Raw genomic sequence first — 23,769 nt, 5'->3', positions numbered from 1 at the left:
GCTCAGAACGACGGGATGACCGAGCCCTGGTACTTGTCCTCGATGAACTTCTTGACCTCGGGCGAGGTGAGGAGCTTCGCGAGTTTGGTCACCCGCGGGTCCTTCTCGTTGCCCTTCTTCACGGCGAGGAAGTTGCCGTAGGGGTTGTCCTTGGGGGACTCCAGGACGAGGGCGTCCTTCGCGGGCTTCAGGCCGGCGGAGATGGCGTAGTTGCCGTTGACCACGGCCGCGTCGACGTCGTCCAGGGAGCGCGGGGTCTGGGCCGCCTCGACCTCCTTGAACTTGAGGTTCTTGGGGTTCTTGGTGATGTCCCGCGGGGTGGCCTCGTTGCCGGCGCCGTCCTTGAGGGTGATCAGCCCGTTGTCGGCGAGCAGCTTCAGGGCGCGGGCCTCGTTGACGGCGTCGTTCGGGACGGCGACGGTCGCACCGCTCTTGAGGGCGTCGGCCTTCTTGACCTTGTGGGAGTACAGGCCGAGCGGTTCCAGGTGCACCGTGACGACGGGCACGATGTGGGTGCCGCGCTTGTTGTTGAAGTCGTCGAGGTACGGCTGGTTCTGGAAGTAGTTGGCGCCCACCGAGCCGTCCTCGGTCGCCGTGTTCGGCGCGATGTAGTCGGTGAACTCCTTGACCTCCAGGTCGAGGCCCGCCTTCTTCGCCAGCTTGTCCTTGACGAAGTTGAGGATCTCGGCGTGCGGGGTCGGGCTCGCGGCGACGATCAGCGGACCGTTGGCGTCGAGGGAGCCGGAGTCCTTGTCGGAGCCGCAGGCGGTCAGCCCGAGGGTCAGGGCTGAGGCGGCGAGGACGGCGGTGGTGAGCTTGGCGGTGTTACGCACGAAAAGTGCCTTTCCTTAAGGGTGGTGCGACCCCGGGTACGAGTGGCCGGGGAGCTCTGGGTGCCTTACGCGACCTTGCTGATCTCTGCCGCCGCGGGCTCCTTGGCCTTCAGCAGGCGGAGCTTGGGGGCCGGGCCGGAGCGGGCGCCGCGGCGGTGCAGGGAGCGGGCGGCGAAGTCGCCGGCGAACTGGATGAGGGAGATGACGACGGCGAGGATCGCCACCGTGATCCACATCAGTTCGGTCTCGAAGCGCTGGTAGCCGTAGCGGACGGCGAGGTCGCCGAGGCCGCCGCCGCCGACCGTGCCGGCCATGGCGGAGTAGCCGATGAGGGCGATGATCGTGGTGGTGGTGGAGGCGATCAGGGAGGGCAGGGCCTCGGGGACGAGGACCTTGCGGACGATCGTCCAGGTGTTGCCGCCCATGGACTGCACGGCCTCGACGAGCCCCTGGTCCACTTCGCGCACGGCCGTCTCGACCAGGCGGGCGAAGAAGGGGATGCCGCCGATGGCGAGCGGCACGATCGCCGCGGTGGTGCCGATGGTGGTGCCGGTGACCCAGCGGGTGAAGGTCATCAGCGCGACCATCAGGATGATGAACGGCATGGACCGGCCGACGTTCACGACCTGGCCGATCACCTTGTTGGCGAGGACGTTCTGCAGCAGGCCGCCCCGGTCCGTGAGGACGAGGAGGAGACCGAGCGGCAGACCGGCGACGACGGCGATCACGGTGGACCAGAGCACCATGGTGAAGGTCTGGCTACACGCGTCCGACAGCAGCGGCTGCATCTCCGACCAGGTCACTTGGCACCTTCCTTCACCAGCGGGGCGTCCTGGCCCACGACGTCGATCTGCAGGCCCTGTTCGCGCAGGAACCCGATCGGGACCACATTGTCCTCGTAACGGCCGGGCAGTTCGATGCGCATCCGGCCGACCTGGAGGCCGGCGACGGTGTCGATGGCGGCGCCGAGGATCGAGATGTCGATGTTGTAGGTGCGGGCGAGCTGGGAGACGACCGGCTGGGTGGCGCTCTCGCCGTGGAAGGTGACGTCGAGGACGGTCCGGTCGGCGCCGGTGGCCTCGCCGCCCACCGGGAACAGCGCGGCGGCCAGCGTGGAGCCGGGGGTGGCCAGCAGCTCGCTGACGGTGCCGGACTCCACGATGCGGCCCCGCTCCATGAGGGCGGCGGAGTCGCAGATCGACTTCACCACGTCCATCTCGTGGGTGATGAGCAGGACGGTCAGGCCCAGCTGCCGGTTCAGGTCGCGCAGCAGCTGGAGGATGGAGCGGGTGGTCTCCGGGTCCAGGGCGCTGGTGGCCTCGTCGGAGAGCAGCACCTTGGGGTCGCCGGCCAGGGCGCGGGCGATGCCGACGCGCTGCTTCTGGCCGCCGGAGAGCTGGGCGGGGTAGGCCTTGGCCTTGTCGGCGAGGCCGACGAGGTCCAGCAGCTCCAGGGCCTTGCGGGAGCGCTCCTTGCCGGACTTGCCGAGGATCTCCAGCGGCAGCTCGACGTTGTCCTGCACGGTCCGCGTGGACAGCAGGTTGAAGTGCTGGAAGACCATGCCGATCCGGCTGCGGGCGCGGCGCAGCTCCCGGCCGGCGCGCGGGCCGCGCCCCGCCAGGGCGGTGAGGTCCTGCCCGGCGACGGTCACGGTGCCGGAGGTGGGGCGCTCCAGCAGGTTGACGCAGCGGATGAGGGAGGACTTGCCGGCGCCGGACTGGCCGATGACGCCGTAGACCTCGCCTTCGCGGACGTGCAGATCGACGCCGTCGAGGGCGGTGACCTCACGGCCGCGGGAGCGGTAGACCTTGGTCAGGCCCGAGGTGGTGATCACGTGGGTTTCCGTCACTGTCGAGTGCGCGGGCGTGGGTGTGCCCGGGCACGGGTGCATGCGGTTGCGGCATGGAGCGGGGGGTGTGCGTCTCGTACGGCCTACGGCGCACGGACATGCCACGGGTCTCGCTTCGGGGCGCGAGGCTCAACTGATGCGGGGGCCCTCTAGAAGGCGCACATTCGACACATCAGGCGACACATACAACGAGCACCGGGCGTCATGGTCGCCTCGGTCGCAAGGGTGCGGCAGCTCGTCCTGGTCATGCGATCAGTAAACCAGACGGGCGGTCTCGAACGGTCGCCGCTGTCCGGATGGTGGACAGAGGCGGACAGGGCGGGCCGGGGGCTCAGCCGCGGCGGGATATCGTCACGCCCCGGTCGGTGACCAGTGCGGACAAGGCCGACAGGTCGTCCACCACCAGGTCGGCGTCCAGGTCCGCGGCCCGGTGGGTTGTGGCCAACGCCACGGTGGTCATGCCGGCCGCGCGCCCGGCCCGCAGTCCGGCGGGGGCGTCCTCGAAGACGACGCAGTGGGCGGGGTCCGCGCCGAGCTGCCGGGCGGCCAGCAGATAGGGCTCGGGGTCGGGCTTGCCGCGGGTGACGTCGTCGGCCGAGACGAGGGCCTTCGGCGCGATGCCGACGGCGCCCAGGCGGGCCTCGGCGAGGCGGCGGGTGGCGGAGGTGACCACTGCCCAGCGGTCGGCAGGCAGGGCGTCCAGGAAGTCCCGGGTCCCGGGCAGCAGGCGCACGCCGCCGTTCGGCACGTCCTCGACCTCCAGCTGCTCGACCCGGGCGACCGCCTCCGGGACCAGGTGCGCGGGCAGCAGGTCGGCGACGATCTCGACGGCCGGGCGTCCGTGCAGTTCCACGCGGCCGAACTCCTCGGCGGTGATCCCGTACTCCCCGGCCCAGCGGGACCAGCAGCGCTCGACGGAGTCGAGGGAGGAGACGAGGGTGCCGTCGTTGTCGAACAGGAGGGCGTGCGCGTGGATCGTCATGGCCCAGACCCTACGGCGTTCGGCGGGGGCGGCGGCTCGGGCACGTTTGGGCCGTATTAAGGTCACGGCATGCTCAACGCCCTGATGCTGGTGACCGGGGTCGCCGCGCTCCTGCTCGCCGCCTGGTGCGGCTGGGCCGCCTACCGGGACCAGCCGACGAAGGACTGGCACTTCATCGGCATGGCCGTGGTGTCGGTGCTGGCGCTGGTCCAGCTGGTGGCCGGGATCGTGCAGCTGGCGCGGGGCGGGAAGCCGGAGCAGGGCACGACGATCTTCGTGGCGTATCTGCTGGGCTCGTTCGCGTGTGTTCCGGCCGCGGGGTTCATGTCGCTGGCCGAGCGGACCCGCTGGGGTTCGGTGACGGTCGCCGCGGCCGGGGTGGTGCTGGCCGTCCTGGAAGTACGGCTCTACGACATCTGGGGAGGCTGAGGTGACGGCGGTCCAGGAGAAGCCGGCCCGGCTGATCAGCGGGCCGGGCATGCTGCTGGTCTGGTTCTACGGCGTGATGGTGGTCGGCGCGCTGTCGCGGTCCGTGTACCAGATCGCCACGGAGTTCGACCGGGCGCCGCTGGCGTACACGCTGTCGGCCCTGGCGGGTGTGGTGTACGCGTTCATCACCTACACGCTGGTGCGGGGCGGGGAGACCGCGCGCAGGGCGGCGCTGGTGTGCTGCGCCGCCGAGCTGGCGGGGGTGCTGATCGTCGGTACCTGGACGCTGGTCGAGCCGTCGGCGTTCCCGGACGCGACCGTGTGGTCCGAGTACGGGATGGGGTATGTGTTCATCCCCGTGCTGCTGCCCTTGTCCGCGATGTACTGGCTGCGGAGGGCGCGGGCGCGGAGGGGCGCCTGACGAACGCCGGCGGGCGCGGGTCGTCCGTGGCTTGTCGCGCGCTTCCCCGCGCCCCTTCGGGGGCGCTTTTCGTCACGCCGTGGCGACGAAGGCGCCCGTCTCCTTTTCCAGGATGATCATTTCCACGCCGTCGTCTCCCTTGGCCCGGCCCACCGTCTGGTAGCCCACCCTGCGGTACAGGCGGAGGTTGCCCTCGCTGCGGTGGCCGGTGTGGAGGCGGAACCGGGTGGCGCCGTGCCGCTCGGCCAGTGCGGCCTCGGCCGCGCGCAGCAGCCGGGCGCCGATGCCGTGGCCCTGGAGGCGGGGGTGGACGCAGAGCTTGGTGATGGCCGCCGCGCCGTCCTCGGTCACCTTGCCGTGCACCGAGCCGATCACCTCCTCGCCGAGCCGGGCGACGAAGACGCAGTCGGTGGCGACCTCCTGGCGGACGGAGTCCAGGGTCTGCACGAGCGGGTCGATGCGGTAGTTGCCGTACAACGCGGCCTCGCTCTGGAAGCACAGGTACTGGAGCCTGAAGATCTGCTCCGCGTCCTGCCCGGTCGCCGCCGAGATGGTCACGCTCATGCCCATGTGCGCACGCCTCCCGCTCACCTGATCACCTGTCGTCCCCCACTCCTATCCCCGCGGTTCGCACGCCGCAACCTCCGGTGTGAGCAATCTCCGCAGACAACCGAGACATCTGGAACGTTCCGGTCCCAGACTGCCCTGTGAGATACCCAACTCCCCCGCGATCTCCCGGTAGGTGAGGTCCTTCGGGGAGAGCAGCGCCTCCATCAGGCGGGGGCAGCGCCCGGGCAGCCGGCGGACCGCCCGGCGCAGGGCGCGGTGGCGGGCGGCGGTCAGGGCGTGCTGTTCGGGCCCGGGACCGAGGAGGTCGGCGGGTTCCCCGTCGTACGGCCGTTCCCGCCGGGTGATGTGCCGACAGCGGCGGGCCTCGGCGCGGACGGCCTCGCGCAGCCAGCCGGGCGGGTCCGGTGGCGGCCCGTCGGTCTCCAGCCGCTCCAGCAGCCGGAGCCAGACGGCCTGCTCCAGATCGCCCGGCTCGCCACCGGAGACATAAGCCTCGGCGGAGGCCTCGGCGGCCAGCAGCGGGCGCAGGGTGGCTACCAGGTCGTACGTCATATGCGGAACGACGAGCCGCCCCGGCGGCGGGTTGCCGTGACGGCGCACACTCACCCCGAACGGGTGTCGACCGGTGCGGGGTTGACGGCGTCAGCCGGCCAGGAAGTCGGCGCGGGCGAGCAGTCCGGTGTCGGGGTTGTCGGTGAAGACGCCGTCGATGCCGGTCGCGAAGTACTCGGCGAAGGCGCCGAGGACATCGCCGTAGCCGTCGGCGGCGGTGCCCCTGCGGTACTCGGCGGGCAGGAAGGGGTTCTCGTTGCGCAGGGTGTAGGGGTGGACGACCAGGCCCACCCGGTGCGCGTCGGAGACGAGCGTGGTGGGTCCGTCCAGGGTGCCGTCCGCCTTCCTGGGGATGACCAGGTCCACGGTGGGTCCGATGCCCTGCGCGTAGCCGGCGATCTCCCGCAGGCCCTTGGGGGTGACGAGGTCGGCGACGGTGCGCGGGTCGCCCGTCGCCACGAAGTCGTAGGGCCGGCTGTTCGCCGAGGAGAGCAGGACGACCAGCGGGTTGTCGACCAGCCGGTTCAGCCGCTGGATGCTGGTCGGTTCGAAGGACTGGAGGATGACCGGGGAGTGGCGGCCGTCCTTGCCGTACTTGCGCAGCAGCTTCGCCACCCGCTCCTCCAGGCCGAGGCCCAGTTCGCGGAAGTAGGTGGGGTGCTTGACCTCCGGGTAGATCCAGACCTGCCGGCCGCGCCTGCGGGTCTGCTCGTCCTGCCACTTCAGGACCTCTTCGAAGGTGGGGATGTCCCAGCGGCCGTCGTAGAGGGTGTTGTGCGGCCGGTTGGCCGGGACGCGCTCGACGGCGCGCAGCGTCTTCAGTTCGGCGAGGGTGAAGTCCTCGGTGAACCAGCCGGTCGTGGGGACGCCGTCGAGCACCTTGGTGGTCTTGCGGCCGGCGAACTCGGGGTGGGCGGCGACGTCCGTGGTGCCGCCGATCTCCGGCTCGTGCCGGCAGACCAGGTGGCCGTCCCTGGTGGGCACCAGGTCGCCGGCCTCGACCACGTCGGCGCCCAGGTCCAGCGCCAGGTCGTAGGAGCCGAAGGTGTGCTCGGGCCGGTAGCCGCTGGCTCCCCGGTGGCCGATGACCGTGGGCACCGGCAGGCTCTTCAGTCCGCGGCCCGGGCGCCCGGCCGGGCGGGCCGCGTCGGCCCGTGCGGTGCCGGTCAGCCCGAGGACCGTTCCGCCCGCGCCGAGCACCGCGGCACCGAGCAGTGCCCGCCGTCCCGTTCGCTGCGTCTGATCGTTCTCCTGGTCGCCGTCCATGCGCGCCCTCCTGCCGTTCGTTTCTGCGGTGCGCGCCGATCGTAGGGGCGTACACATGACCGAAGGGAGGCCCTCGTTCGAACACCGGGGTGCCGTCGGGTGTCCGGCGGGCGGCGGAGGGTGACGGGGCGGGGGCGGGGCCGCGGCCGGCGCGATGTCCGTCACACGCGCACAAGGCTGTTACCCGCCGTCCCGGCGGCGCCACCGCAGGTAAACCCGTGTCAACAGTTCGTAAGACCTCGGCGAAGCGGGCGTCTCCGATGTGCGCGCGGACCTGCCCCGCGAGTAATGTCCTCACCTGCACAGACTCATATCGCCCCCTTTGACATCGGAGGACCCGTTGTCCCGCTTCGCGCTCATCAAGGCAGTGCTCGGACCGATCATGCGCCTGATGTTCCGCCCCCAGGTGGAGGGCGCGGAGCACATCCCCGGGGACGGCCCGGTGATTCTGGCCGGTAATCACCTCACCTTCATCGACTCGATCGTGCTGCCGCTGGTCACCAAGCGGCAGGTGCACTTCATCGGCAAGGACGAGTACGTCACCGGAAAGGGCGTCAAGGGTCGGCTGATGGCCTGGTTCTTCACCGGTGTCGGCATGGTCCCGGTGGACCGGGACGGGGCGAACGGCGGGGTGGCGGCGCTGATGACCGGGCGCCGCATCCTGGAGGAGGGCCGGATCTTCGGGATCTACCCGGAGGGCACGCGTTCGCCCGACGGCCGGCTGTACCGGGGCCGTACCGGTATCGCCCGGCTGACGCTGATGACCGGCGCGCCGGTGGTGCCGTTCGCCATGATCGGCACCGACAAGCTCCAGCCGGGCGGCAAGGGCCTGCCGCGGCCGGGCCGGGTCACGGTGCGGTTCGGCGAGGCCATGGAGTTCTCGCGCTACGACGGCATGGACCGGGACCGGTACGTCCTGCGGGCGGTGACGGACTCGGTGATGACCGAGGTGATGCGGCTGTCCGGGCAGGAGTACGTGGACATGTACGCCACGAAGGCGAAGGCCGCCTGAGGCCCCGGGCGCGGGGCGTGGGACCCCCGCTCGTCCGCCTGCTGGTGGAATCTGCCCCCGACACATCGGGCATTCGGCCGCATTACCGGGCCACCTGACCACCCAACATGTCTTATTTAGACATGTTCACACCTTCTCGGCGTACCCTGCTCCGCACCCCCCTCGCCGCCGCCGGCGCGGGATTCCTGGCAGCCTGCACCGGTTCCGGCCCGGAATCCGGCTCCGGACCCGAACACCCCGGCGGCGGAGAGCGGTTCGTCCCGGCCGGGCCCAGAGGGTATGTCAATCCCTCGGATCCCGAGGTCCTGGCCGCCGAACGCAGACGCGGGGCCGGCCGCGAGCGCGTCTTCCGGTTCACCGCCGCCGAGTCCGAACTCGACATCGGCGGGCACTCCGTCCGGACGTGGGCGTACAACGAGGAGGTGCCGGGCCCGCTGGTGCGGGTCACCGCCGGTGACGTGCTCGACCTGACACTGGCCAACCGGTTGCCCGAGACCACCACCCTGCACTCCCACGGCGTGCGGCTGCGCTGTGACATGGACGGCGTCCCCGACCTGACCCAGCGCGCCATCCACCCCGGCACCGACTTCCGCTACCGCTTCACCGTCGCGCACCCGGGAACGTACCTGCTGCACTCCCACGTCGGCATGCAGCCCGACCGGGCCCTGTACGCGCCGCTCGTCGTGGAGGACCCCAGGGAGCCCCTCTCCTACGACAAGGAGTGGGTCGTGGTCCTGGACGACTGGCTCGACGGCGTGGAGGGCTCCACCCCCGAGAACGTCCTGGAACAGCTCAAGCCGGGCGGCGCCATGGACATGGGGGGCATGGGCATGGGCCCCGGCCACCCGACGACGGCGCACCCGGCGCCGTCGAAGAAGGCGAAGCCGACGGGCCCCAACCGGGTGCTGCACAAGTCCCACAGCCGCATGCTCCACGGGGAGGGCGGCAGCGTCGCCTACCCGCACTACCTCATCAACGGCCGGCTGCCCGCCGGTCCGTCGGTGTTCCGCTGCCGTCCCGGCGAACGGGTGCGGCTGCGCATCGTCAACGCCGGTTCCGAGACCGCGTTCCGGGTGGCGCTGGGCGACCACAAGATGACCGTCACGCACACCGACGGCTACCCGGTGCGGCACCGCGAGACCGACGCGCTCCTCGTCGGCATGGCGGAGCGGTACGACGTGCTGATCACCGCCCGGGACGGCATGTTCCCGCTGGTCGCGCTCCCCGAGGGCAAGAAGGGCAGGGCCCTCGCCGTCCTGCACACCGGCAAGACGCGCAAGTCCCTGCCCCCGGGCGAGGTCCACCCGCGGGAACTCGACGGCAACACCGTCCCCGCGCGCCGTCTGCTGCCCCACGAGTCGGTGGCCCTGGACGACCGGGACCCCGACCGCGAGGTGCGCATCCGGATCACCGGGACGATGGCGAAGTTCGACTGGGGGTTCGACCACAAGGCCTACACCCCGCAGCAACGCCACCCGGTCCGCACCGGTGAGCGGGTGCGGCTCACCCTCATCAACGCCACCGACATGTGGCACCCCATGCATCTGCACGGGCACACCTTCGCGGTCACCGGGCTGGACTCCGCGGGCGCCCGCAAGGACACCGCGCTGGTGCTGCCGCACCGGAAGCTGGTGCTCGACTTCGACGCCGACAACCCGGGGCTGTGGATGCTGCACTGCCACAACCAGTACCACTCGGAGAGCGGGATGATGACGGTCCTCGGCTACAAGAAGTGACCCGGGCCCCGAGGGACCGGTCAGCTCCCGGCACTCTCCAGTTTCTGGCCCCGCAGCAGGAACCACGCCACCGCCGACGCCGTCAGCAGGACCACCGCGCCCGCCGCCGACGCCAGGTGCAGGCCGTGGACGAAGGACTCGCGGGCCGCGTCGAGCAGCGCCTCCGCCTGGTGCGGGGGCAGGTGCGCGGCGGCCTGCACCGCCGCGCCCAGCGACTCGTGGGCCCCGGCCGGGGTGCCGGCCGGGCCCGTGAAGTCGCGGTAGACACCGGTCACGATGGAGCCCAGCAGGGCGATGCCGAGGGCCGCGCCCAGCTCGTACGCCGTCTCGGAGACCGCCGAGGCCGCGCCCGCCTGGTCCTTGGGGACGCTGGAGAGGATGACGTCGGCGGTCACCGTGAAGGAGAAGCCCGCGCCGACGCCGACCACCAGCAGGGCGGCGCCGAGGACGGGATAGCCGGCGCCCTGGCCGAGCGTGGTGAGCACCGCCAGGGCGACACCGACCGCGGCCAGACCGCCCGCGACCACCGCGCGGACCGAGAAGCGGCGGGCCGCCCGGCCCGCGACCAGACCGGCCGCCACCGCGCCCACCGCGGCGGGCAGTTCGGCCAGGCCCGCCTCGAACGGACGCCGGTCCTGGACGAGTTGCAGGAACTGGGAGAGGAAGAACACCAGGCCGGACATGCCGAGGACGGTCAGCAGGTCGGCGAGGACCGCCCCGCTGAAGCCGCGCCGCCGGAACAGCCGCATGTCCAGCAGCGGCAGCGGCATGGTCAGCTGGCGGCGGACGAAGCCGTACAGCGCCGCCGCGCCCAGCAGGCCGGCGCCGAGGGCCGGCCAGGACAAGCCGTGCGCCGCCGCCTCCTTGACCGCGTAGACGAGGCCGATCATGCCGGCCAGCGACAGCAGGACGCTGGTCAGGTCCCACGGGCCCGGGTGCGGGTTGCGGGACTCGGGCAGGGTGCGGATACCGACCAGCACCAGGACGGCCATCACCGGCAGGTTGATCAGGAAGACCGAGCCCCACCAGAAGTGTTCCAGGAGGAATCCGCCGGCGATCGGGCCGACGGCCATGCCGGCGGAGGCGGTGGCGCCCCAGATGCCGACGGCCAGGCTGCGTTCGCGCGGGTCGTGGAAGATGTTGCGGATCAGGGCCAGGGTGGCGGGCATCAGGGTCGCGCCCGCGACGCCGAGCAGCGCCCGGGCCAGGATCATCAGCTCGGGCGTGGTGGCGTAGGCGTTCAGCACGGACACCGCGCCGAACGCGGTGGCGCCGCAGAGCAGGATCCGCTTGCGGCCGACGCGGTCGCCGAGGCTGCCCATGGAGACGAGCAGACCGGCGATGACGAAGGAGTAGACGTCGCCGATCCACAGCAGCTGGGTGCCGGAGGGGTGGAGGTCTTCGCTGATGTAGGGGGTCGCCAGGCCGAGGACGGTGGCGTCGACGGCCACCAGCAGCACGGCCAGGACGAGGACGGACAGCGCCAGCCAGCGGCCCGGGCGCTTCACCGCCTCGGTCGTCCGGTCCGGCCGCAGGGTGCTGGTCATGGTTCCTCTCTTCGCAGAGCGCCGCCGAGCAGCAGCTCGGCGATCATGGTCGGGAAGTCCCGGGAGGCCACCCGGCCGTCCAGGGTGGCCCAGGCGCACGAGGCGATGAGCCCGTACAGCGCCTCGGTGAGCCAGACCGGGGTGAGATCGATACGGAATTCGCCGGCGCGCTGACCGCGCTGGAACAGGGCGCCGATCCGGGCGTCCAGGCGCTGCCAGCCCTCGTTCAGCCCGTCGCCCTCCCACAGCTGGTTCTCGCCGTAGAGGAACGAGAGCAGTCCGGCGGCCGGCTGGATCTCGCGGACCAGCCGGCGGACGGCCTCGGCCGCGGGGCCTTCCTCCGGCCGGGCACGGTCCAGCGCGCCCTCGCACTCGGCGATGCCGAGCTGTTCCAGCGCCCGGACGAGCGCGTCGCGGCCGGCGAAGTGGCGGTGCAGCGTGGCCCGGCTGATCCCGGCGGCCTTGGCGACCTCGTCCATGGTCGCGGTGGATTTGCGGGTCAGCAGGGCGGCTGCGCTGCGCAGCACGTGGTCACGGTCGATGGCCATGAGACAAGAGTAGCCCAGATGAGACATTGATGTCTCACACCGGGCATGTGTGACTCATTTCTCCCGCTCGTTGGGGGTGTGCGTCAGTGCCAGGGCAGTTGCCGGCGCCGTTCCCAGTAGGTGTGCGGGTCCTCGCGCAGCGGGGCGAGACGGGTCAGCCGGTCCGCGTCCAGGTCGACGGCGGGGGCGTGCAGGTTGGACAGCAGCTGGGGGACGGTCGCGGCACCGGAGAGGACCACGCCCACCCAGGGCCGGCGCAGGATCCAGCCGAGGGCGACCGCGTCGCAGCCGAGTCCGGTGGCCGCGGCCACGGCCTTCAGGGCGTCCGGGGCGTGCGGCCCGGCCAGCCGGCCGTTCGCCATGCCCTCCTTGACGATCACGGTGAGCCCGGCGTCGTGCGCCTCGGCGAGGGCGGGACCGGCCGAGGTCTCCAGGAGGTTGTACGTCGACTGGACGGTACGGAAGAGGGGCTCGCCGCCGACCGTGACGGCGAGGGCCGCGCGGATGGTGTCGGCCTGGGCGGGGCCGCTGGTGGAGAAGCCGACGGTGAGGCCCCGGGCGGCGGCCTCCGCCAGCCTGGCGTGCAGGTCCCTGTCGGTCAGGGCCGGGCTGTCCGGGGTCACCGAGTGGATCTGGTAGAGGTCGAGCCGGTCGCCGAGCAGGGCGTCGCTCTCGGCGCGCTGCCGGTCGTAGGCGGCGAGGCTGTGGTCCTTGACCTCGTGCGTCCCGGCCTCCGTCGACCAGCCGGCGGTGTAGGTGTAGCCCCATTTGCTGCCGATGACCACGTCGTCGATGCCGGGGTTGCGCCTGAGCCAGTCCGCGAGGAACTCCTCGGAGCGGCCGTAGGAGCGGGCGGCGTCGACATAGCGGACGCCCTGGGCGTAGGCGGCGTCGAGGAGGGCGTGGGTCCGGGTGCGCAGTGCCTCCGCGCTGCGGTCCGCCCCGAGGTCATCGTCGCGGCGGAGGTTGATGTAGCCGGGGCGGCCCACCGCGGCGAGGCCGAGGCCGATGCGGCAGGTGGGGGTGGTCGCTGTCGCCAGCCGGGCGAAGGGCATCACGGGGTCCGTTCGGTCGGGTCCGGTACGGTTTCGACCAACGTAACCCTTGACGACCTTCGCCTCGGGGGCCGGGCTGTGCGGTGCGTCGGCCGGTGCGGGTGCTTCGTGGCCGCTCGCGCCCGCGCGGCGGCAGCCGCATAGCGCCCGCGGCCCCGCGTCCCTCAGGTCCGCTGCCGAGCCGTCGCCCAGGTGTGCTGCTCTGCCACGTCCGCCTTCACCTCTGCCAGCTGGACCGCCACCGCGCTCGGGGCCGTGCCGCCGCGACCGCTGCGGGAGGCGAGGGCGCCGGGGACGTTGAGGACCGTGCGGACCTCGGGGGTGAGGTGGGGGGAGATCTTCGCGAACTGCTCGTCCGTGAGGTCGTCCAGCTCCTTGCCCTCGGCCTCGGCGACCTTGACGCACTCCCCCGCGACCTCGTGCGCCACCCGGAACGGCACGCCCTGCCGCACCAGCCACTCGGCGATGTCGGTGGCCAGCGAGAAGCCCGCCGGGGCCAGCTCCTCCATGCGCTCGCGGTGGACGGTGAGCGTGGCGATCATGCCGGTGAAGGCGGGCAGCAGCACCTCCAGCTGGTCACAGGAGTCGAAGACCGGCTCCTTGTCCTCCTGGAGGTCGCGGTTGTAGGCGAGGGGCAGGGCCTTGAGGGTCGCCAGCAGCCCGGTCAGGTTGCCGATCAGGCGGCCGGACTTGCCGCGGGCCAGCTCGGCGATGTCCGGGTTCTTCTTCTGCGGCATGATCGAGGAGCCGGTGGAGAAGGCGTCGTGCAGGGTCACGAAGGAGAACTCCTTCGTGTTCCAGATGATGATCTCCTCGGCGATCCGGGAGAGGTTCACGCCGATCATCGCGGTGATGAAGGCGAACTCGGCGACGAAGTCCCGGGAGGCCGTGCCGTCGATCGAGTTGCCGGCGCTGCCGCGCTCGAAGCCCAGGTCCCGCGCCACCGCCTCCGGGTCCAGGCCCAGGGAGGAGCCGGCCAGGGCGCCCGAGCCGTACGGCGAGACGGCCGTGCGCTCGTCCCACTGGCGCAGCCGCTCGGCGTCCCGGGACAGGGACTGCACATGGGCGAGGACGTGGTGGGCGAAGAGCACCGGCTGGGCGTGCTGGAGGTGGGTGCGGCCGGGCATGGCCACGTCCGGGTGGGCCTCGGCGAGGCCGATCAGGGCGTCCTGGAGGTCGGCGATCAGGCCGCCGATGATCCGGGCGTGGTCGCGCAGGTACATCCGGAAGAGGGTGGCGACCTGGTCGTTGCGGGACCGGCCGGCGCGCAGCTTGCCGCCGAGGTCGGGGCCGAGACGCTCCAGCAGGCCGCGCTCCAGGGCGGTGTGCACGTCCTCGTCGGCGATGGTGCCGACGAAGGTGCCGGCGGCCACGTCGGCTTCCAGCCGGTCGAGCCCGGCGATCATCCGGGTCAGCTCGTCCTCGGTGAGCAGCCCCGCCTGGTGCAGCACGCGCGCGTGGGCACGCGAGCCGGCGATGTCGTAGGGCGCGAGCCGCCAGTCGAAGTGGACGGACGCGGACAGCTTCGCCAGGGCCTCGGCGGGTCCGTCGGCGAAACGGCCGCCCCAGAGCCGTACGTCACCGCTGTTGCTGCTCACTTGCGTTGCTCCTCGAAGCTCGTGATGTGCCACCGCCTCCCCACACGTCCGGGCGGGGAGGCGGCTGTCGGGCCGATGCGGGCGAGGTGACCTCGCGGGTTACGCCAGGTCTGCGTCAGGCTCCGCCTGCCAGATCACGCCGCGCGGCGATCTTCGACGACAGGCTGTAGATGTCGATGAAGCCCTTGGCCGCCGACTGGTCGAAGGTGTCGCCCGTGTCGTAGGTGGCGAGGTCGAAGTCGTACAGCGACTCCTGGGAGCGGCGGCCGGTGACGACCGCGCGTCCGCCGTGCAGGGTCATCCGGATGTCGCCGGAGACGTGCTGGTTGGCCTCGTTGATGAAGCCGTCCAGGGCGCGCTTGAGCGGGGAGAACCACTGGCCGTCGTAGACCAGTTCGCCCCAGCGCTGCTCGACCTGGCGCTTGAAGCGGGCGAGTTCGCGCTCGACGGTGACGTTCTCCAGCTCCTGGTGGGCGGTGATCAGGGCGATCGCGCCCGGGGCCTCGTACACCTCGCGGGACTTGATGCCGACCAGGCGGTCCTCGACCATGTCGATCCGGCCGATGCCCTGGGCGCCGGCGCGCTCGTTGAGCTGCTGGATGGCCTGCAGGACGGTGACGGGCTTGCCGTCGATGGCGACCGGGACGCCCTCCTTGAAGGTGATGACCACCTCGTCGGCCTCGCGGGGGGCGGCCGGGTTGGACGTGTACTCGTAGATGTCCTCGATCGGGGCGTTCCAGATGTCCTCCAGGAAGCCCGTCTCGACGGCGCGTCCGAAGACGTTCTGGTCGATGGAGTACGGGGACTTCTTGGTGGTGGCGATCGGGAGCTGCTTGGCCTCGCAGAAGGCGATCGCCTTGTCCCGGGTCATGGCGTAGTCGCGGACCGGGGCGATGCACTTCAGGTCGGGGGCGAGGGCGACGATGCCGGCCTCGAAGCGGACCTGGTCGTTGCCCTTGCCGGTGCAGCCGTGGGCGACCGTGGTGGCGCCGTGCTTCTTGGCGGCGGCGACCAGGTGCTTGACGATGGTCGGCCGGGACAGGGCGGAGACCAGCGGGTAGCGGTCCATGTACAGGGCGTTGGCCTTGATCGCCGGAAGGCAGTACTCGTCGGCGAACTCGTCCCTGGCGTCCGCGACCTCCGCCTCGACGGCTCCGCACGCGAGGGCGCGCTTGCGGATGACGTCCAGGTCCTCGCCGCCCTGGCCGACGTCGACCGCAACGGCGATGACCTCGGCGCCCGTCTCCTCGGCGATCCAGCCGATGGCGACGGAGGTGTCCAGACCGCCCGAGTAGGCGAGTACGACGCGCTCGGTCACGGGTTTCTCCTCACAGTGCATTCGCTGACATGCATGAGTATGCAGGGCTCTGCATGATTCGTCAATCAGCCCTGGGAGTGAGAAATAGTTAGACAGTCGAAGAAATCTCGGCGATCATCGTTGGACATGGGAAAGACCTATGAGCGCATAGACGGCAGACTGCGCGCCTTCATCGAGGAACAGCCGCTCTTCTTCACCGCGACCGCCCCGCTCTCCGGCGACGGCACGGTCAACCTCTCCCCCAAAGGGCTCAAGGGCTCCTTCGCGGTGCTGGACGAACACACCGTGGCCTACCTGGACTTCGCCGGGTCCACCGCCGAGACCATCGCCCATCTGCGGGAGAACGGGCGGATCACACTGATGTGGTGCGCCTTCCAGGGCCCGCCCAACATCGTGCGCGTGCACGGCCGGGGCGAACCCGTCTTCCGTGACGACCCGCGCTTCCCGGACCTCCTCGCCCGCTTCCCCGACATCGACCCCGCCACGCACGGACTGCGCGCCGTCATCGTGGTCCACGCCGACCTGGTCCGCGACAGCTGCGGCTACGCCGTCCCCTTCATGGCGTACGAGGAGGACCGCGACCTGCACGCCAGGCGCTTCGCCCGCGAGGACGACGCCTCGCTGAGCGCGTACTTCACCAAGAAGGAGCACATCGCGACCAGCCTGGACGGACTGCCCGGGCTGCCGTTGCCGCTGCCGCCGTCTAGCGTCTGAGCCATGCGCCCCGGTGTGGTCCTCTGCCTCGTCTCCGCCACCTGTCTCGCCCTGCTCGGCGCCGCCCCCGGCCGGAACCCGGATCCGCTGCCGGCCCGGATGGCGGACACCGGCGGCGGCAGCCAGCTGATCGTCGCCCAGGCCCCGGACACCGGCGCCACCGAGGGCACGGTCGACTGGTGGGACCTCAGGCACGGCCGGTGGATCCCGGCCGGATCCGCGCCGGCCCGCTTCGGAGCGGGCGGGCTGGTGGAGGGCACCACCCGCCGGCAGGACACCGAGACGACCCCGACCGGCCTGTACGACCTCCCCTTCGGCTTCGGGACCGAGCCGGCACCGGCCGGGACGAGCGTCGAGTACCGGGCCGTCGGGGACGGTTCCTGGTGGTGCCAGGACAACGACTCCCGCTCCTACAACCGCTGGACCGACCCGCTGCCCGCCGACTGCCGCGCCGCCGAGTCCGAGCACCTGGCCGACTACCGGGAGCAGTACGCCCACGCCCTGGTCATCGGCTTCAACTACGACCGGCCCGTGCGCGGACGCGGAGCCGGGATCTTCCTGCACGTCAACGGGGGCCCGGCGACGTCCGGCTGTGTGTCGGTGCCCAAGGAGGCGATGGAGCGGATCCTGCGCTGGGCGGTGCCGGACCGGGACCCGCACATCGCGGTGGGGACGGCGGACGGGGCCACCGCCGTCACCCGCTACTGAGGCACCCTCCGGGCGCGCCGCTGAACACTCGGCGCGCCCGGCGCGTATCCGTGGGCCGAGGGTCGAGTCCCACGGAGGAACCGTGACCACCACGCTCGCGGGCGGACGCGCCGCCCGCCGACAGACGATGCGCCGCGTCCGTCCGCGCCGCTCCCCGGCCGCCTTGCTGCTGCTCGCCGGGTGGGCGGGCGCGGCGGCCGTGCTGTGGCTGTGGTGGCACACCACGCCCGCCATCGCCGACGGCACCGGCCGCATCCTGGGCGCGGGCCGCATCACCGGTCTGCTGGCCGGCTATCTGATGGCGCTCGTCGTGCTCCAGATGGCGCGCGTACCGGCGCTGGAACGGCGGGTCGGCTCCGACCGGGTGGCCCGGTGGCACGCGATGACCGGCCGGTACACGCTGAGCCTGGTCGCGGCGCACGTCTTCCTCACCATGTGGGGGTACGCGCGTCAGGCCGGCCGATCGCTCGGCGGCATCCTCGCGCAGACCGTCGAGTCCGTCGGCACGCTCCCAAACCTGGGCAAGGCGGCCCTCGGCACCGGCCTGTTCGTGCTCATCGGGCTGACCTCGATCGGCCCGGTCCGCCGCCGGCTGCCGTACGACGCCTGGTACCACCTCCATCTGCTGACGTACGCGGCGGTGTACCTGACGTTCTGGCACCAGATCGGCACGGGCAACGAGTTCGCGGCGGAGCCCGCCGCCAGGACCTTCTGGTACGGCCTGTACGGCACGGTCACCGCGCTGGCGGTCTGGTACCGCCTGCTCACCCCCGTCCGGCTGAACCTCCGGCACCGGCTGCGGGTGGCGGCGGTCGTCGAGGAGGCGCCCGGCATCGTGTCGGTGCTGATCGGCGGGCGCCGGCTGCACCGGATGGGCGCGGAGGCGGGCCAGTTCTTCCGCTGGCGCTTCCTCGCCCCGGGGCTGCGCCTCAGCTCGCACCCGTACTCGCTGTCGGCCGCGCCGCGCCCGGACACACTGCGGATCACGGTGAAGGCCAACGGGGACCACAGCGCCCGGCTGCGGGAGCTGACGCCCGGCACCCGGGTGTGGGCGGAGGGCCCGTACGGCGCCCTGACCGCGCGGCGCCGCAGCCGGGGCAAGGTGCTGCTGGTCGCGGGCGGGGTGGGCATCACGCCGATGCGCGCCCTGTTCGAGACGCTGCCGGGGGCCGCCGGGGACCTCACCCTGCTGTACCGGGCCGGCACCACCCGGGACCTGGCGCTGTGGGACGAACTGGCGGCGATCGCCGAGGAGCGGGGCGCCCGGCTGATGTACGCGGTGAACAGCCCCGGCGGCGAGCGCCCGGACATCTCCGCGCGGAGCCTGCGGCGGAAGATCCCGGACCTCGACCGGCACGACGTCTTCCTGTGCGGCCCGCCCGGGTTCGCGCGGTCGGTGTACGAGGCACTGCGCGGGGCGGGGGTTCCCGCCCGCCGTATCCACCACGAGTCGTTCGAGATGTGAGCGGAGGTGCGTAAGCGATGAGGAAGAGCCACCCCCTGCGGCGGACCGTGCTGGCCACCGCCGCGACCGTGTCCGGTGTCGTCCTGCTGGTGTCGCTGAAACCGGCGCCGGATCCGGCCGCGGCGTCGGCGGCGGGCACGGCTCCGCGACGGCCGGCGGCCGGGGCAGCCGCCCCGGCCGGGGCGCGTACGGTCACCGGCGAGGCGGTGCGGACGCCGTACGGGCCAGTGCGGGTGCGGATCACGGTCGCCGCCGGGAGGATCACCGGGGCGGAGGCGGTCCAGGCGCCCTCGGGCGGCCTGAGCGGCCGCAAGACGGAGCTGGCCGTGCCCCGGCTCGACCGGGCGGCGGTGGCGGCGGGGAACGCCGACATCGACACCGTCTCCGGGGCCACCTACACCAGCACCGGCTACCGGCAGTCCTTGCAGTCGGCCCTGGACCGGGCCGGGGGCTGATTCCGGTGACCGAGCCGGTGCGGCACGCGGAGGAGGTCATGGGGACGGTCTTCTCCATCGACGTGCGCGGCGGCGACCCCGGGGCGGTCCGGGCGGCACTGGCCAAGGCGGTGCGGGGGCTGCACGCGGCCGACGCCGCATTCAGCACCTACCGCGAGGACAGCGACGTGTCGCGGCTGGGCCGGGGCGAGCTGACGGTCTCCCGGTGCGCTCCGGAGGTGGCCGAGGTGCTGGGGCTGGCGGCGGAGGCGGAGCGGGTGAGCGGGGGCTGGTTCAGCACGCGGTACCGGGGCGCGCCGGACCCCACCGGCATCGTCAAGGGCTGGGCGGCCGAGCGGGCGGCGCGGGAGCTGGCGGCGGTGGCCGGGGTGCGCGGGGTCGCTGTCAACGGGGGCGGCGACGTCCAGCTGCTGGGCGCGCCGGAGCCGGGGCGGGCCTGGCGGGTGGGGGTGGCCGATCCGCTGCGGGCCGGGGGCCTGGCCGCGGTGGTCTCGGCGGCGGGGGCCCGGGAGTGGGCGGTGGCCACGTCCGGTACGGCGGAGCGGGGCGCGCACATCGTGGACCCGCGGACCGGTCGCCCGGCGGTGACGGATCTGGTCGCGGTGACGGTGGTCGGGCCCGGCCTCGCGTTCGCCGACTGCTGGGCCACGGCCGCGTTCGCGATGGGCACGCGGGAGGGACTGTCCTGGCTGGAGTCCCTGCCGGACGCGGAGGGCCTCCTGATCACGACGGACGGGGAGGCGCGGTGCACGGCGGGCCTTGGGGCGTGGCTGGAGTGAACGGCGACTGGGCAGCGCCCCGCCAGGGGCGCGGGGAACCGCGCGACCAGCCACAACCGGCCCGCACCCGGCACTCCCCCGCCGCCGCCCCCCTTTCAGTGGCCGTTCTGTGCCAGCCGCAGCAAATGGTCCGCCAGGGCCTGACCCCCGGTGGGATTGCGGCTGATCAGCAGCAACGTGTCGTCACCGGCGATCGTGCCCAGGATGTCGTGGAGTTCCGCCTGGTCGATGGCGGAGGCGAGGAACTGCGCGGCGCCGGGCGGCGTGCGCAGGACCACGAGGTTCGCCGAGGCCTCCGCGGAGATCAGCAGCTCCTGGGAGAGCCGCCGCATCCGCTCCTCCTTCGCCGACTCCCCGAGCGGAGCCCGCGGGGTGCGGAATCCGCCCTCGCTCGGCACCGCGTAGATCAGGTCACCGTCGGTGTTGCGGATCTTGACCGCGTTCAGCTCGTCGAGATCCCGGCTGAGCGTCGCCTGTGTGACGCTCAGCCCGTCGTCGGCGAGCAGCTTCGCCAGCTGGCTCTGCGACCGCACCGGCTGCCGGTTGAGGATGTCCACGATCCGCCGGTGCCGTGCCGTACGGGTCTGCGGTACGGCGGGCCCGGCCCCCACGCCCTGCTCGTGGTCCTGCGCCTCGCTCATCGTCGTCTCATTCTCCGGATCGTCCGTCCCCGTCGACAGGGTTCGCCGCGTCGAGGATGCCGGGCAGCGCCCGGAGCAGCGCGTCCACCTCGTCGTCGCGCAGATTCAGCGGCGGCATGAGCCGTACGACGTCGGGGGCGGGCGCGTTCACCAGGAACCCGGCCTCCTGGGCCGCCTGCTGCACCCGCGGTGCGCACGGCCCGGTGAGCACGATACCCAGGAGCAGGCCGGCACCCCGGACATAATCGATCACCGGGTGGTCCAGGGCCTCGATTCCGTCGCGCAGCCGCCCGCTCTGCCGCTTGACGTTGTCGAGCAGGCCCTCGCCCTCGATGGTGTCGAGCACGGCGAGTCCGGCGGCGCAGGCGACCGGGTTGCCGCCGAAGGTGGTCCCGTGGTGGCCCGGCCGGAGCAGTTCGGCGGCCCGGCCGAAGGCCACGGTCGCGCCGAGCGGCAGCCCGCCGCCGAGCTGCTTGGCGAGGGTGACGATGTCGGGCAGTACGCCGTCGTGGGCCTGGTACTCGAACCAGGTCCCGGTCCGGCCGATGCCGGTCTGCACCTCGTCCAGGACCAGCAGCGCGCCGGTGGCGGCGGTGATCGCGCGGGCGGCCTTGAGATAACCGGCCGGGGGCACGACCACGCCGTTCTCGCCCTGGACCGGCTCGATGATCACCAGGGCGGTGTCCTCGGTGACCGCGGCGGCCAGCGCCTGGGCGTCGCCGTAGGGGACGTGGGTGACCTCGCCGGGCAGCGGCCGGAACGGGTCCCGCTTGGCGGGCTGGCCGGTGAGCGCGAGGGCGCCCATCGTCCGGCCGTGGAAGCCGCCGTCGGTGGCGACCACATGGGTGCGCCCGGTCAGCCGGCCGATCTTGAAGGCGGCCTCGTTGGCCTCGGCGCCGGAGTTGCAGAAGAAGACCCGCCCGTCCCGGCCGAAGAGGCGCAGGAGCCGTTCGGCGAGGGCGACGGTGGGCTCGGCCATGAAGAAGTTGGAGATGTGGCCGAGGGAGGCGATCTGCCCGCTGACGGCGGCGACGACGGCGGGGTGGGCGTGGCCGAGCGCGTTGGTGGCGATGCCGCCGACGAAGTCCAGGTACTCCCGGCCCTCGGCGTCCCACACCCGGGTGCCCTCGCCGCGCACGAGGGGCAGGCGCGGGGTGCCGTAGTTGTTCATGAGCGCGCCCTGCCACCGCGCGGTCAGTTCCTGATTGCTCATGACTCCCCCTGTTCGTCCGGCACGACCATGGTGCCGATGCCCTCGTCGGTGAAGATCTCCAGCAGGATCGAGTGCTGGACCCGGCCGTCGATGACCCGGGCGGTGTTCACGCCGTTGCGCACGGCGTGCAGGCAGCCCTCCATCTTGGGCACCATGCCGGCGCTCAGGTCCGGCAGCAGTTTTTCCAGCTGGGAGGCGGTGAGGCGGCTGATCACCTCGTCGGAGTCCGGCCAGTCCACGTAGAGCCCCTCGACGTCGGTGAGGACCATGAGGGTCTCGGCGCCGAGGGCGGCGGCGAGTGCCGCGGCGGCCGTGTCGGCGTTGACGTTGTAGACGTGTCCGTCGTCCTCGGAGCGGGCGATGGAGGAGACGACCGGGATGCGGCCGTCGGCCAGCAGGGCCGCTATGGCGCCGGTGTCGATGGCGGTGATCTCGCCGACCCGCCCGATGTCGACCGGCTCGCCGTCGATCTCGGGGGTGTGCCGGGTGGCGCTGATGGTGTGCGCGTCCTCGCCGGTGAGGCCGACGGCGAGCGGGCCGTGCCGGTTGAGCAGGCCGACCAGCTCGCGCTGCACCTGCCCGGCGAGCACCATCCGTACGACGTCCATCGCGTCCTCGGTGGTGACGCGCAGGCCGGCCTTGAACTCGCTGGCGATGCCGTGCCGGTCGAGGGCGGCGCTGATCTGCGGGCCGCCGCCGTGCACGACGACCGGCCTGAGACCGGCGTGGTGCAGGAAGACGACGTCCTGGGCGAAGGCGGCCTTCAGCTCCTCGTCCACCATGGCGTTGCCGCCGAACTTGATGACGACGACCTTGCCGTGGTGCCGGGTCAGCCAGGGCAGCGCCTCGATGAGGATGCGGGCCTTGGGCAGCGCGGTGTGCTTACGGGTTGTCATGAGGAATAGGCGCTGTTCTCGTGGACGTAATCGGCGGTCAGGTCGTTGGTCCAGATGGTCGCGGTCTCGGTGCCCGCGGCCAGGTCGGCGACGATGTGGACCTCGCGGTAGCGCATGTCGACCAGGTCGCGGTCCTCGCCGACGGAGCCGTTCCTGCACACCCAGACGCCGTTGATGGCGACGTTGAGCCGGTCGGGTTCGAACGCGGCCCGGGTGGTGCCGATCGCGGAGAGCACACGGCCCCAGTTGGGGTCCTCGCCGTGGATCGCGCACTTGAGGAGGTTGTTGCGGGCGATGGAGCGGCCCACCTCGACGGCGTCCTCCTCGGTCGCCGCGTTGACCACCTCGACCTTGATCTCCTTGCTGGCGCCCTCGGCGTCGCCGATGAGCTGCCGCCCGAGGTCGTCGCAGACCCGGCGTACGGCCTCGGCGAAGTCGTCGTAGTCGGGGACGACGCCGGAGGAGCCGGAGGCGAGCAGCAGCACGGTGTCGTTGGTGGACATGCAGCCGTCGGAGTCGACGCGGTCGAAGGTGACCCGGGTGGCCGCCCGCAGCGCCTTGTCCAGTGCCTCGCTCTCCAGGTCGGCGTCGGTGGTGAGGACGACCAGCATGGTGGCGAGGCCGGGGGCCAGCATGCCGGCGCCCTTGGCCATGCCGCCGACGGTCCAGCCGGCCCCGGTGACCACGGAGGTCTTGTGGACGGTGTCGGTGGTCTTGATGGCGATGGCGGCCTTCTCGCCGCCGTGCTCGCTCAGGGAGGCGGCGGCCGTCTCCACGCCCGCGAGGACCTTGTCCATGGGCAGCGTCACACCGATCAGGCCGGTGGAGCAGACGGCGACCTCGATGGCGCCCCGGCCGAGCACCTCGGCGACCTTCTCGGCGGTGGCGTGGGTGTCCTGGAAGCCCTTCGGTCCGGTACAGGCGTTGGCGCCGCCGGAGTTCAGGACGACGGCCGAGACCTGGCCGCTTGCCAGGACCTGCTCGGACCACAGCACCGGGGCCGCCTTGACGCGGTTGGAGGTGAAGACGCCCGCGGCGGCACGGCGGGGCCCGTTGTTGACCACCAGGGCCAGGTCGGGGTTGCCGTTCTCCTTGATCCCGGCGGCGATCCCCGCCGCCGTGAATCCCTTGGCTGCCGTGACGCTCACTGCATCTCCTTGTTCGCTTCTCCGCCCGTGCAGC

General features: G+C 72.1%; 25 protein-coding genes. 9 read left to right on the top strand and 16 right to left on the bottom strand.

Annotated features, from left to right (window positions below):
* Positions 1-2: 2 nt before the first annotated feature.
* The 4 genes from ABD350_RS24560 to ABD350_RS24545 all read right to left on the bottom strand — a co-directional run bounded on the left by ABD350_RS24560 (position 3) and on the right by ABD350_RS24545 (position 3,664).
* Positions 3-833 carry a MetQ/NlpA family ABC transporter substrate-binding protein gene (locus ABD350_RS24560; RefSeq protein WP_344350483.1) on the bottom strand — a complete coding sequence of 277 codons (831 nt, stop codon included), beginning with the start codon at positions 831-833 and terminating at the stop codon, positions 3-5.
* Between the two features lie 65 nt (positions 834-898).
* Entirely contained in the window at positions 899-1,636 is a 738-nt protein-coding gene (locus ABD350_RS24555; protein ID WP_344350481.1) for a methionine ABC transporter permease, read from the bottom strand.
* Positions 1,633-2,724: a methionine ABC transporter ATP-binding protein gene (locus ABD350_RS24550; protein ID WP_344350479.1), complete on the bottom strand. Its 1,092-nt coding sequence runs from the start codon at positions 2,722-2,724 to the stop codon at positions 1,633-1,635. The genes ABD350_RS24555 and ABD350_RS24550 overlap by 4 nt, the downstream gene beginning before the upstream one ends.
* Before the next feature lie 289 nt (positions 2,725-3,013).
* Positions 3,014-3,664, bottom strand: coding sequence for an HAD family hydrolase (locus ABD350_RS24545; RefSeq protein WP_344350478.1), 651 nt, complete (start codon positions 3,662-3,664; stop codon positions 3,014-3,016).
* 69 nt (positions 3,665-3,733) lie between these two features.
* Between ABD350_RS24545 and ABD350_RS24540 the strand changes: the two genes are divergently transcribed.
* Together ABD350_RS24540 and ABD350_RS24535 are read left to right on the top strand one after the other, a co-directional pair.
* On the top strand, positions 3,734-4,093 hold the full coding sequence (locus tag ABD350_RS24540) for a hypothetical protein (RefSeq protein ID WP_181795687.1): 360 nt from the start codon (positions 3,734-3,736) through the stop codon (positions 4,091-4,093).
* A gap of 1 nt (position 4,094) precedes the next feature.
* Positions 4,095-4,514, top strand: a complete 420-nt coding sequence (locus ABD350_RS24535; protein ID WP_344350476.1) for a hypothetical protein — start codon at positions 4,095-4,097, stop codon at positions 4,512-4,514.
* A gap of 72 nt (positions 4,515-4,586) precedes the next feature.
* On the opposite strand, the gene ABD350_RS24530 is transcribed toward ABD350_RS24535, so the two are convergent.
* The 3 genes from ABD350_RS24530 to ABD350_RS24520 all read right to left on the bottom strand — a co-directional run bounded on the left by ABD350_RS24530 (position 4,587) and on the right by ABD350_RS24520 (position 6,902).
* The gene (locus ABD350_RS24530) at positions 4,587-5,084 is read right to left on the bottom strand and encodes a GNAT family N-acetyltransferase (RefSeq protein WP_344350558.1); all 498 of its coding nucleotides are present in this window, start codon (positions 5,082-5,084) and stop codon (positions 4,587-4,589) included.
* 45 nt (positions 5,085-5,129) lie between these two features.
* On the bottom strand, positions 5,130-5,636 hold the full coding sequence (locus ABD350_RS24525) for a sigma-70 RNA polymerase sigma factor region 4 domain-containing protein (RefSeq protein WP_344350475.1): 507 nt from the start codon (positions 5,634-5,636) through the stop codon (positions 5,130-5,132).
* A gap of 90 nt (positions 5,637-5,726) precedes the next feature.
* Complete coding sequence (locus tag ABD350_RS24520) at positions 5,727-6,902, bottom strand: glycerophosphodiester phosphodiesterase (RefSeq protein WP_344350474.1); 1,176 nt, start codon at positions 6,900-6,902, stop codon at positions 5,727-5,729.
* Between the two features lie 322 nt (positions 6,903-7,224).
* On the opposite strand from ABD350_RS24520, the gene ABD350_RS24515 reads away from it, so the two are divergent.
* Entirely contained in the window at positions 7,225-7,914 is a 690-nt protein-coding gene (locus tag ABD350_RS24515) for a lysophospholipid acyltransferase family protein (RefSeq protein ID WP_381563165.1), read from the top strand.
* A gap of 122 nt (positions 7,915-8,036) precedes the next feature.
* The gene (locus tag ABD350_RS24510) at positions 8,037-9,650 is read left to right on the top strand and encodes a multicopper oxidase family protein (protein WP_344350472.1); all 1,614 of its coding nucleotides are present in this window, start codon (positions 8,037-8,039) and stop codon (positions 9,648-9,650) included.
* Positions 9,651-9,670: 20 nt separating this feature from the next.
* Here the strand turns inward: ABD350_RS24510 and ABD350_RS24505 are convergent, their stop codons facing one another.
* The 5 genes from ABD350_RS24505 to ABD350_RS24485 all read right to left on the bottom strand — a co-directional run bounded on the left by ABD350_RS24505 (position 9,671) and on the right by ABD350_RS24485 (position 15,716).
* On the bottom strand, positions 9,671-11,197 hold the full coding sequence (locus ABD350_RS24505; RefSeq protein ID WP_344350470.1) for an MFS transporter: 1,527 nt from the start codon (positions 11,195-11,197) through the stop codon (positions 9,671-9,673).
* Complete coding sequence (locus ABD350_RS24500) at positions 11,194-11,745, bottom strand: TetR/AcrR family transcriptional regulator (protein WP_344350468.1); 552 nt, start codon at positions 11,743-11,745, stop codon at positions 11,194-11,196. Before ABD350_RS24500 ends, ABD350_RS24505 begins: the two co-directional genes overlap by 4 nt.
* A gap of 83 nt (positions 11,746-11,828) precedes the next feature.
* Positions 11,829-12,800, bottom strand: a complete 972-nt coding sequence (locus ABD350_RS24495) for an aldo/keto reductase (protein WP_344350467.1) — start codon at positions 12,798-12,800, stop codon at positions 11,829-11,831.
* Positions 12,801-12,964: 164 nt separating this feature from the next.
* The gene (gene argH / locus ABD350_RS24490; protein WP_344350465.1) at positions 12,965-14,398 is read right to left on the bottom strand and encodes an argininosuccinate lyase; all 1,434 of its coding nucleotides are present in this window, start codon (positions 14,396-14,398) and stop codon (positions 12,965-12,967) included.
* A gap of 115 nt (positions 14,399-14,513) precedes the next feature.
* Positions 14,514-15,716, bottom strand: coding sequence for an argininosuccinate synthase (locus ABD350_RS24485; protein ID WP_344350464.1), 1,203 nt, complete (start codon positions 15,714-15,716; stop codon positions 14,514-14,516).
* A 126-nt stretch (positions 15,717-15,842) separates the two neighbouring features.
* Here ABD350_RS24485 and ABD350_RS24480 point away from each other — a divergent pair, with 126 nt between their 5' ends.
* The 5 genes from ABD350_RS24480 (at position 15,843) to ABD350_RS24460 (ending at position 19,837) form a co-directional block, all read left to right on the top strand.
* Positions 15,843-16,430: a pyridoxamine 5'-phosphate oxidase family protein gene (locus ABD350_RS24480; RefSeq protein ID WP_344350463.1), complete on the top strand. Its 588-nt coding sequence runs from the start codon at positions 15,843-15,845 to the stop codon at positions 16,428-16,430.
* Between the two features lie 3 nt (positions 16,431-16,433).
* On the top strand, positions 16,434-17,138 hold the full coding sequence (locus tag ABD350_RS24475) for a L,D-transpeptidase family protein (RefSeq protein WP_344350461.1): 705 nt from the start codon (positions 16,434-16,436) through the stop codon (positions 17,136-17,138).
* Between the two features lie 82 nt (positions 17,139-17,220).
* On the top strand, positions 17,221-18,603 hold the full coding sequence (locus ABD350_RS24470) for a ferredoxin reductase family protein (RefSeq protein WP_344350459.1): 1,383 nt from the start codon (positions 17,221-17,223) through the stop codon (positions 18,601-18,603).
* Between the two features lie 17 nt (positions 18,604-18,620).
* Positions 18,621-19,058 (top strand): FMN-binding protein, encoded by a 438-nt coding sequence (locus ABD350_RS24465; RefSeq protein WP_344350458.1) that lies wholly within the window; start codon positions 18,621-18,623, stop codon positions 19,056-19,058.
* 38 nt (positions 19,059-19,096) lie between these two features.
* Positions 19,097-19,837: an FAD:protein FMN transferase gene (locus tag ABD350_RS24460; RefSeq protein WP_344350557.1), complete on the top strand. Its 741-nt coding sequence runs from the start codon at positions 19,097-19,099 to the stop codon at positions 19,835-19,837.
* 95 nt (positions 19,838-19,932) lie between these two features.
* On the opposite strand, the gene ABD350_RS24455 is transcribed toward ABD350_RS24460, so the two are convergent.
* Genes ABD350_RS24455 through argJ form a run of 4 tightly spaced genes read right to left on the bottom strand, consistent with a single transcriptional unit; the run spans position 19,933 to position 23,735 of the window.
* Positions 19,933-20,478, bottom strand: a complete 546-nt coding sequence (locus ABD350_RS24455) for an arginine repressor (protein ID WP_289967386.1) — start codon at positions 20,476-20,478, stop codon at positions 19,933-19,935.
* Positions 20,479-20,485: 7 nt separating this feature from the next.
* Entirely contained in the window at positions 20,486-21,691 is a 1,206-nt protein-coding gene (locus ABD350_RS24450; protein WP_344350457.1) for an acetylornithine transaminase, read from the bottom strand.
* The gene (gene argB / locus ABD350_RS24445; RefSeq protein ID WP_344350455.1) at positions 21,688-22,587 is read right to left on the bottom strand and encodes an acetylglutamate kinase; all 900 of its coding nucleotides are present in this window, start codon (positions 22,585-22,587) and stop codon (positions 21,688-21,690) included. Before argB ends, ABD350_RS24450 begins: the two co-directional genes overlap by 4 nt.
* Positions 22,584-23,735: a bifunctional glutamate N-acetyltransferase/amino-acid acetyltransferase ArgJ gene (argJ, locus tag ABD350_RS24440; protein WP_344350454.1), complete on the bottom strand. Its 1,152-nt coding sequence runs from the start codon at positions 23,733-23,735 to the stop codon at positions 22,584-22,586. Before argJ ends, argB begins: the two co-directional genes overlap by 4 nt.
* Positions 23,736-23,769 lie beyond the last annotated feature (34 nt).

Source organism: Streptomyces nogalater (genome assembly GCF_039532885.1).
GTDB classification, from domain to species: Bacteria; Actinomycetota; Actinomycetes; order Streptomycetales; family Streptomycetaceae; genus Streptomyces; species Streptomyces nogalater.
Note: the sequence above shows the minus strand (reverse complement) of the source record. Positions and strands in the feature narration are given on the sequence as shown.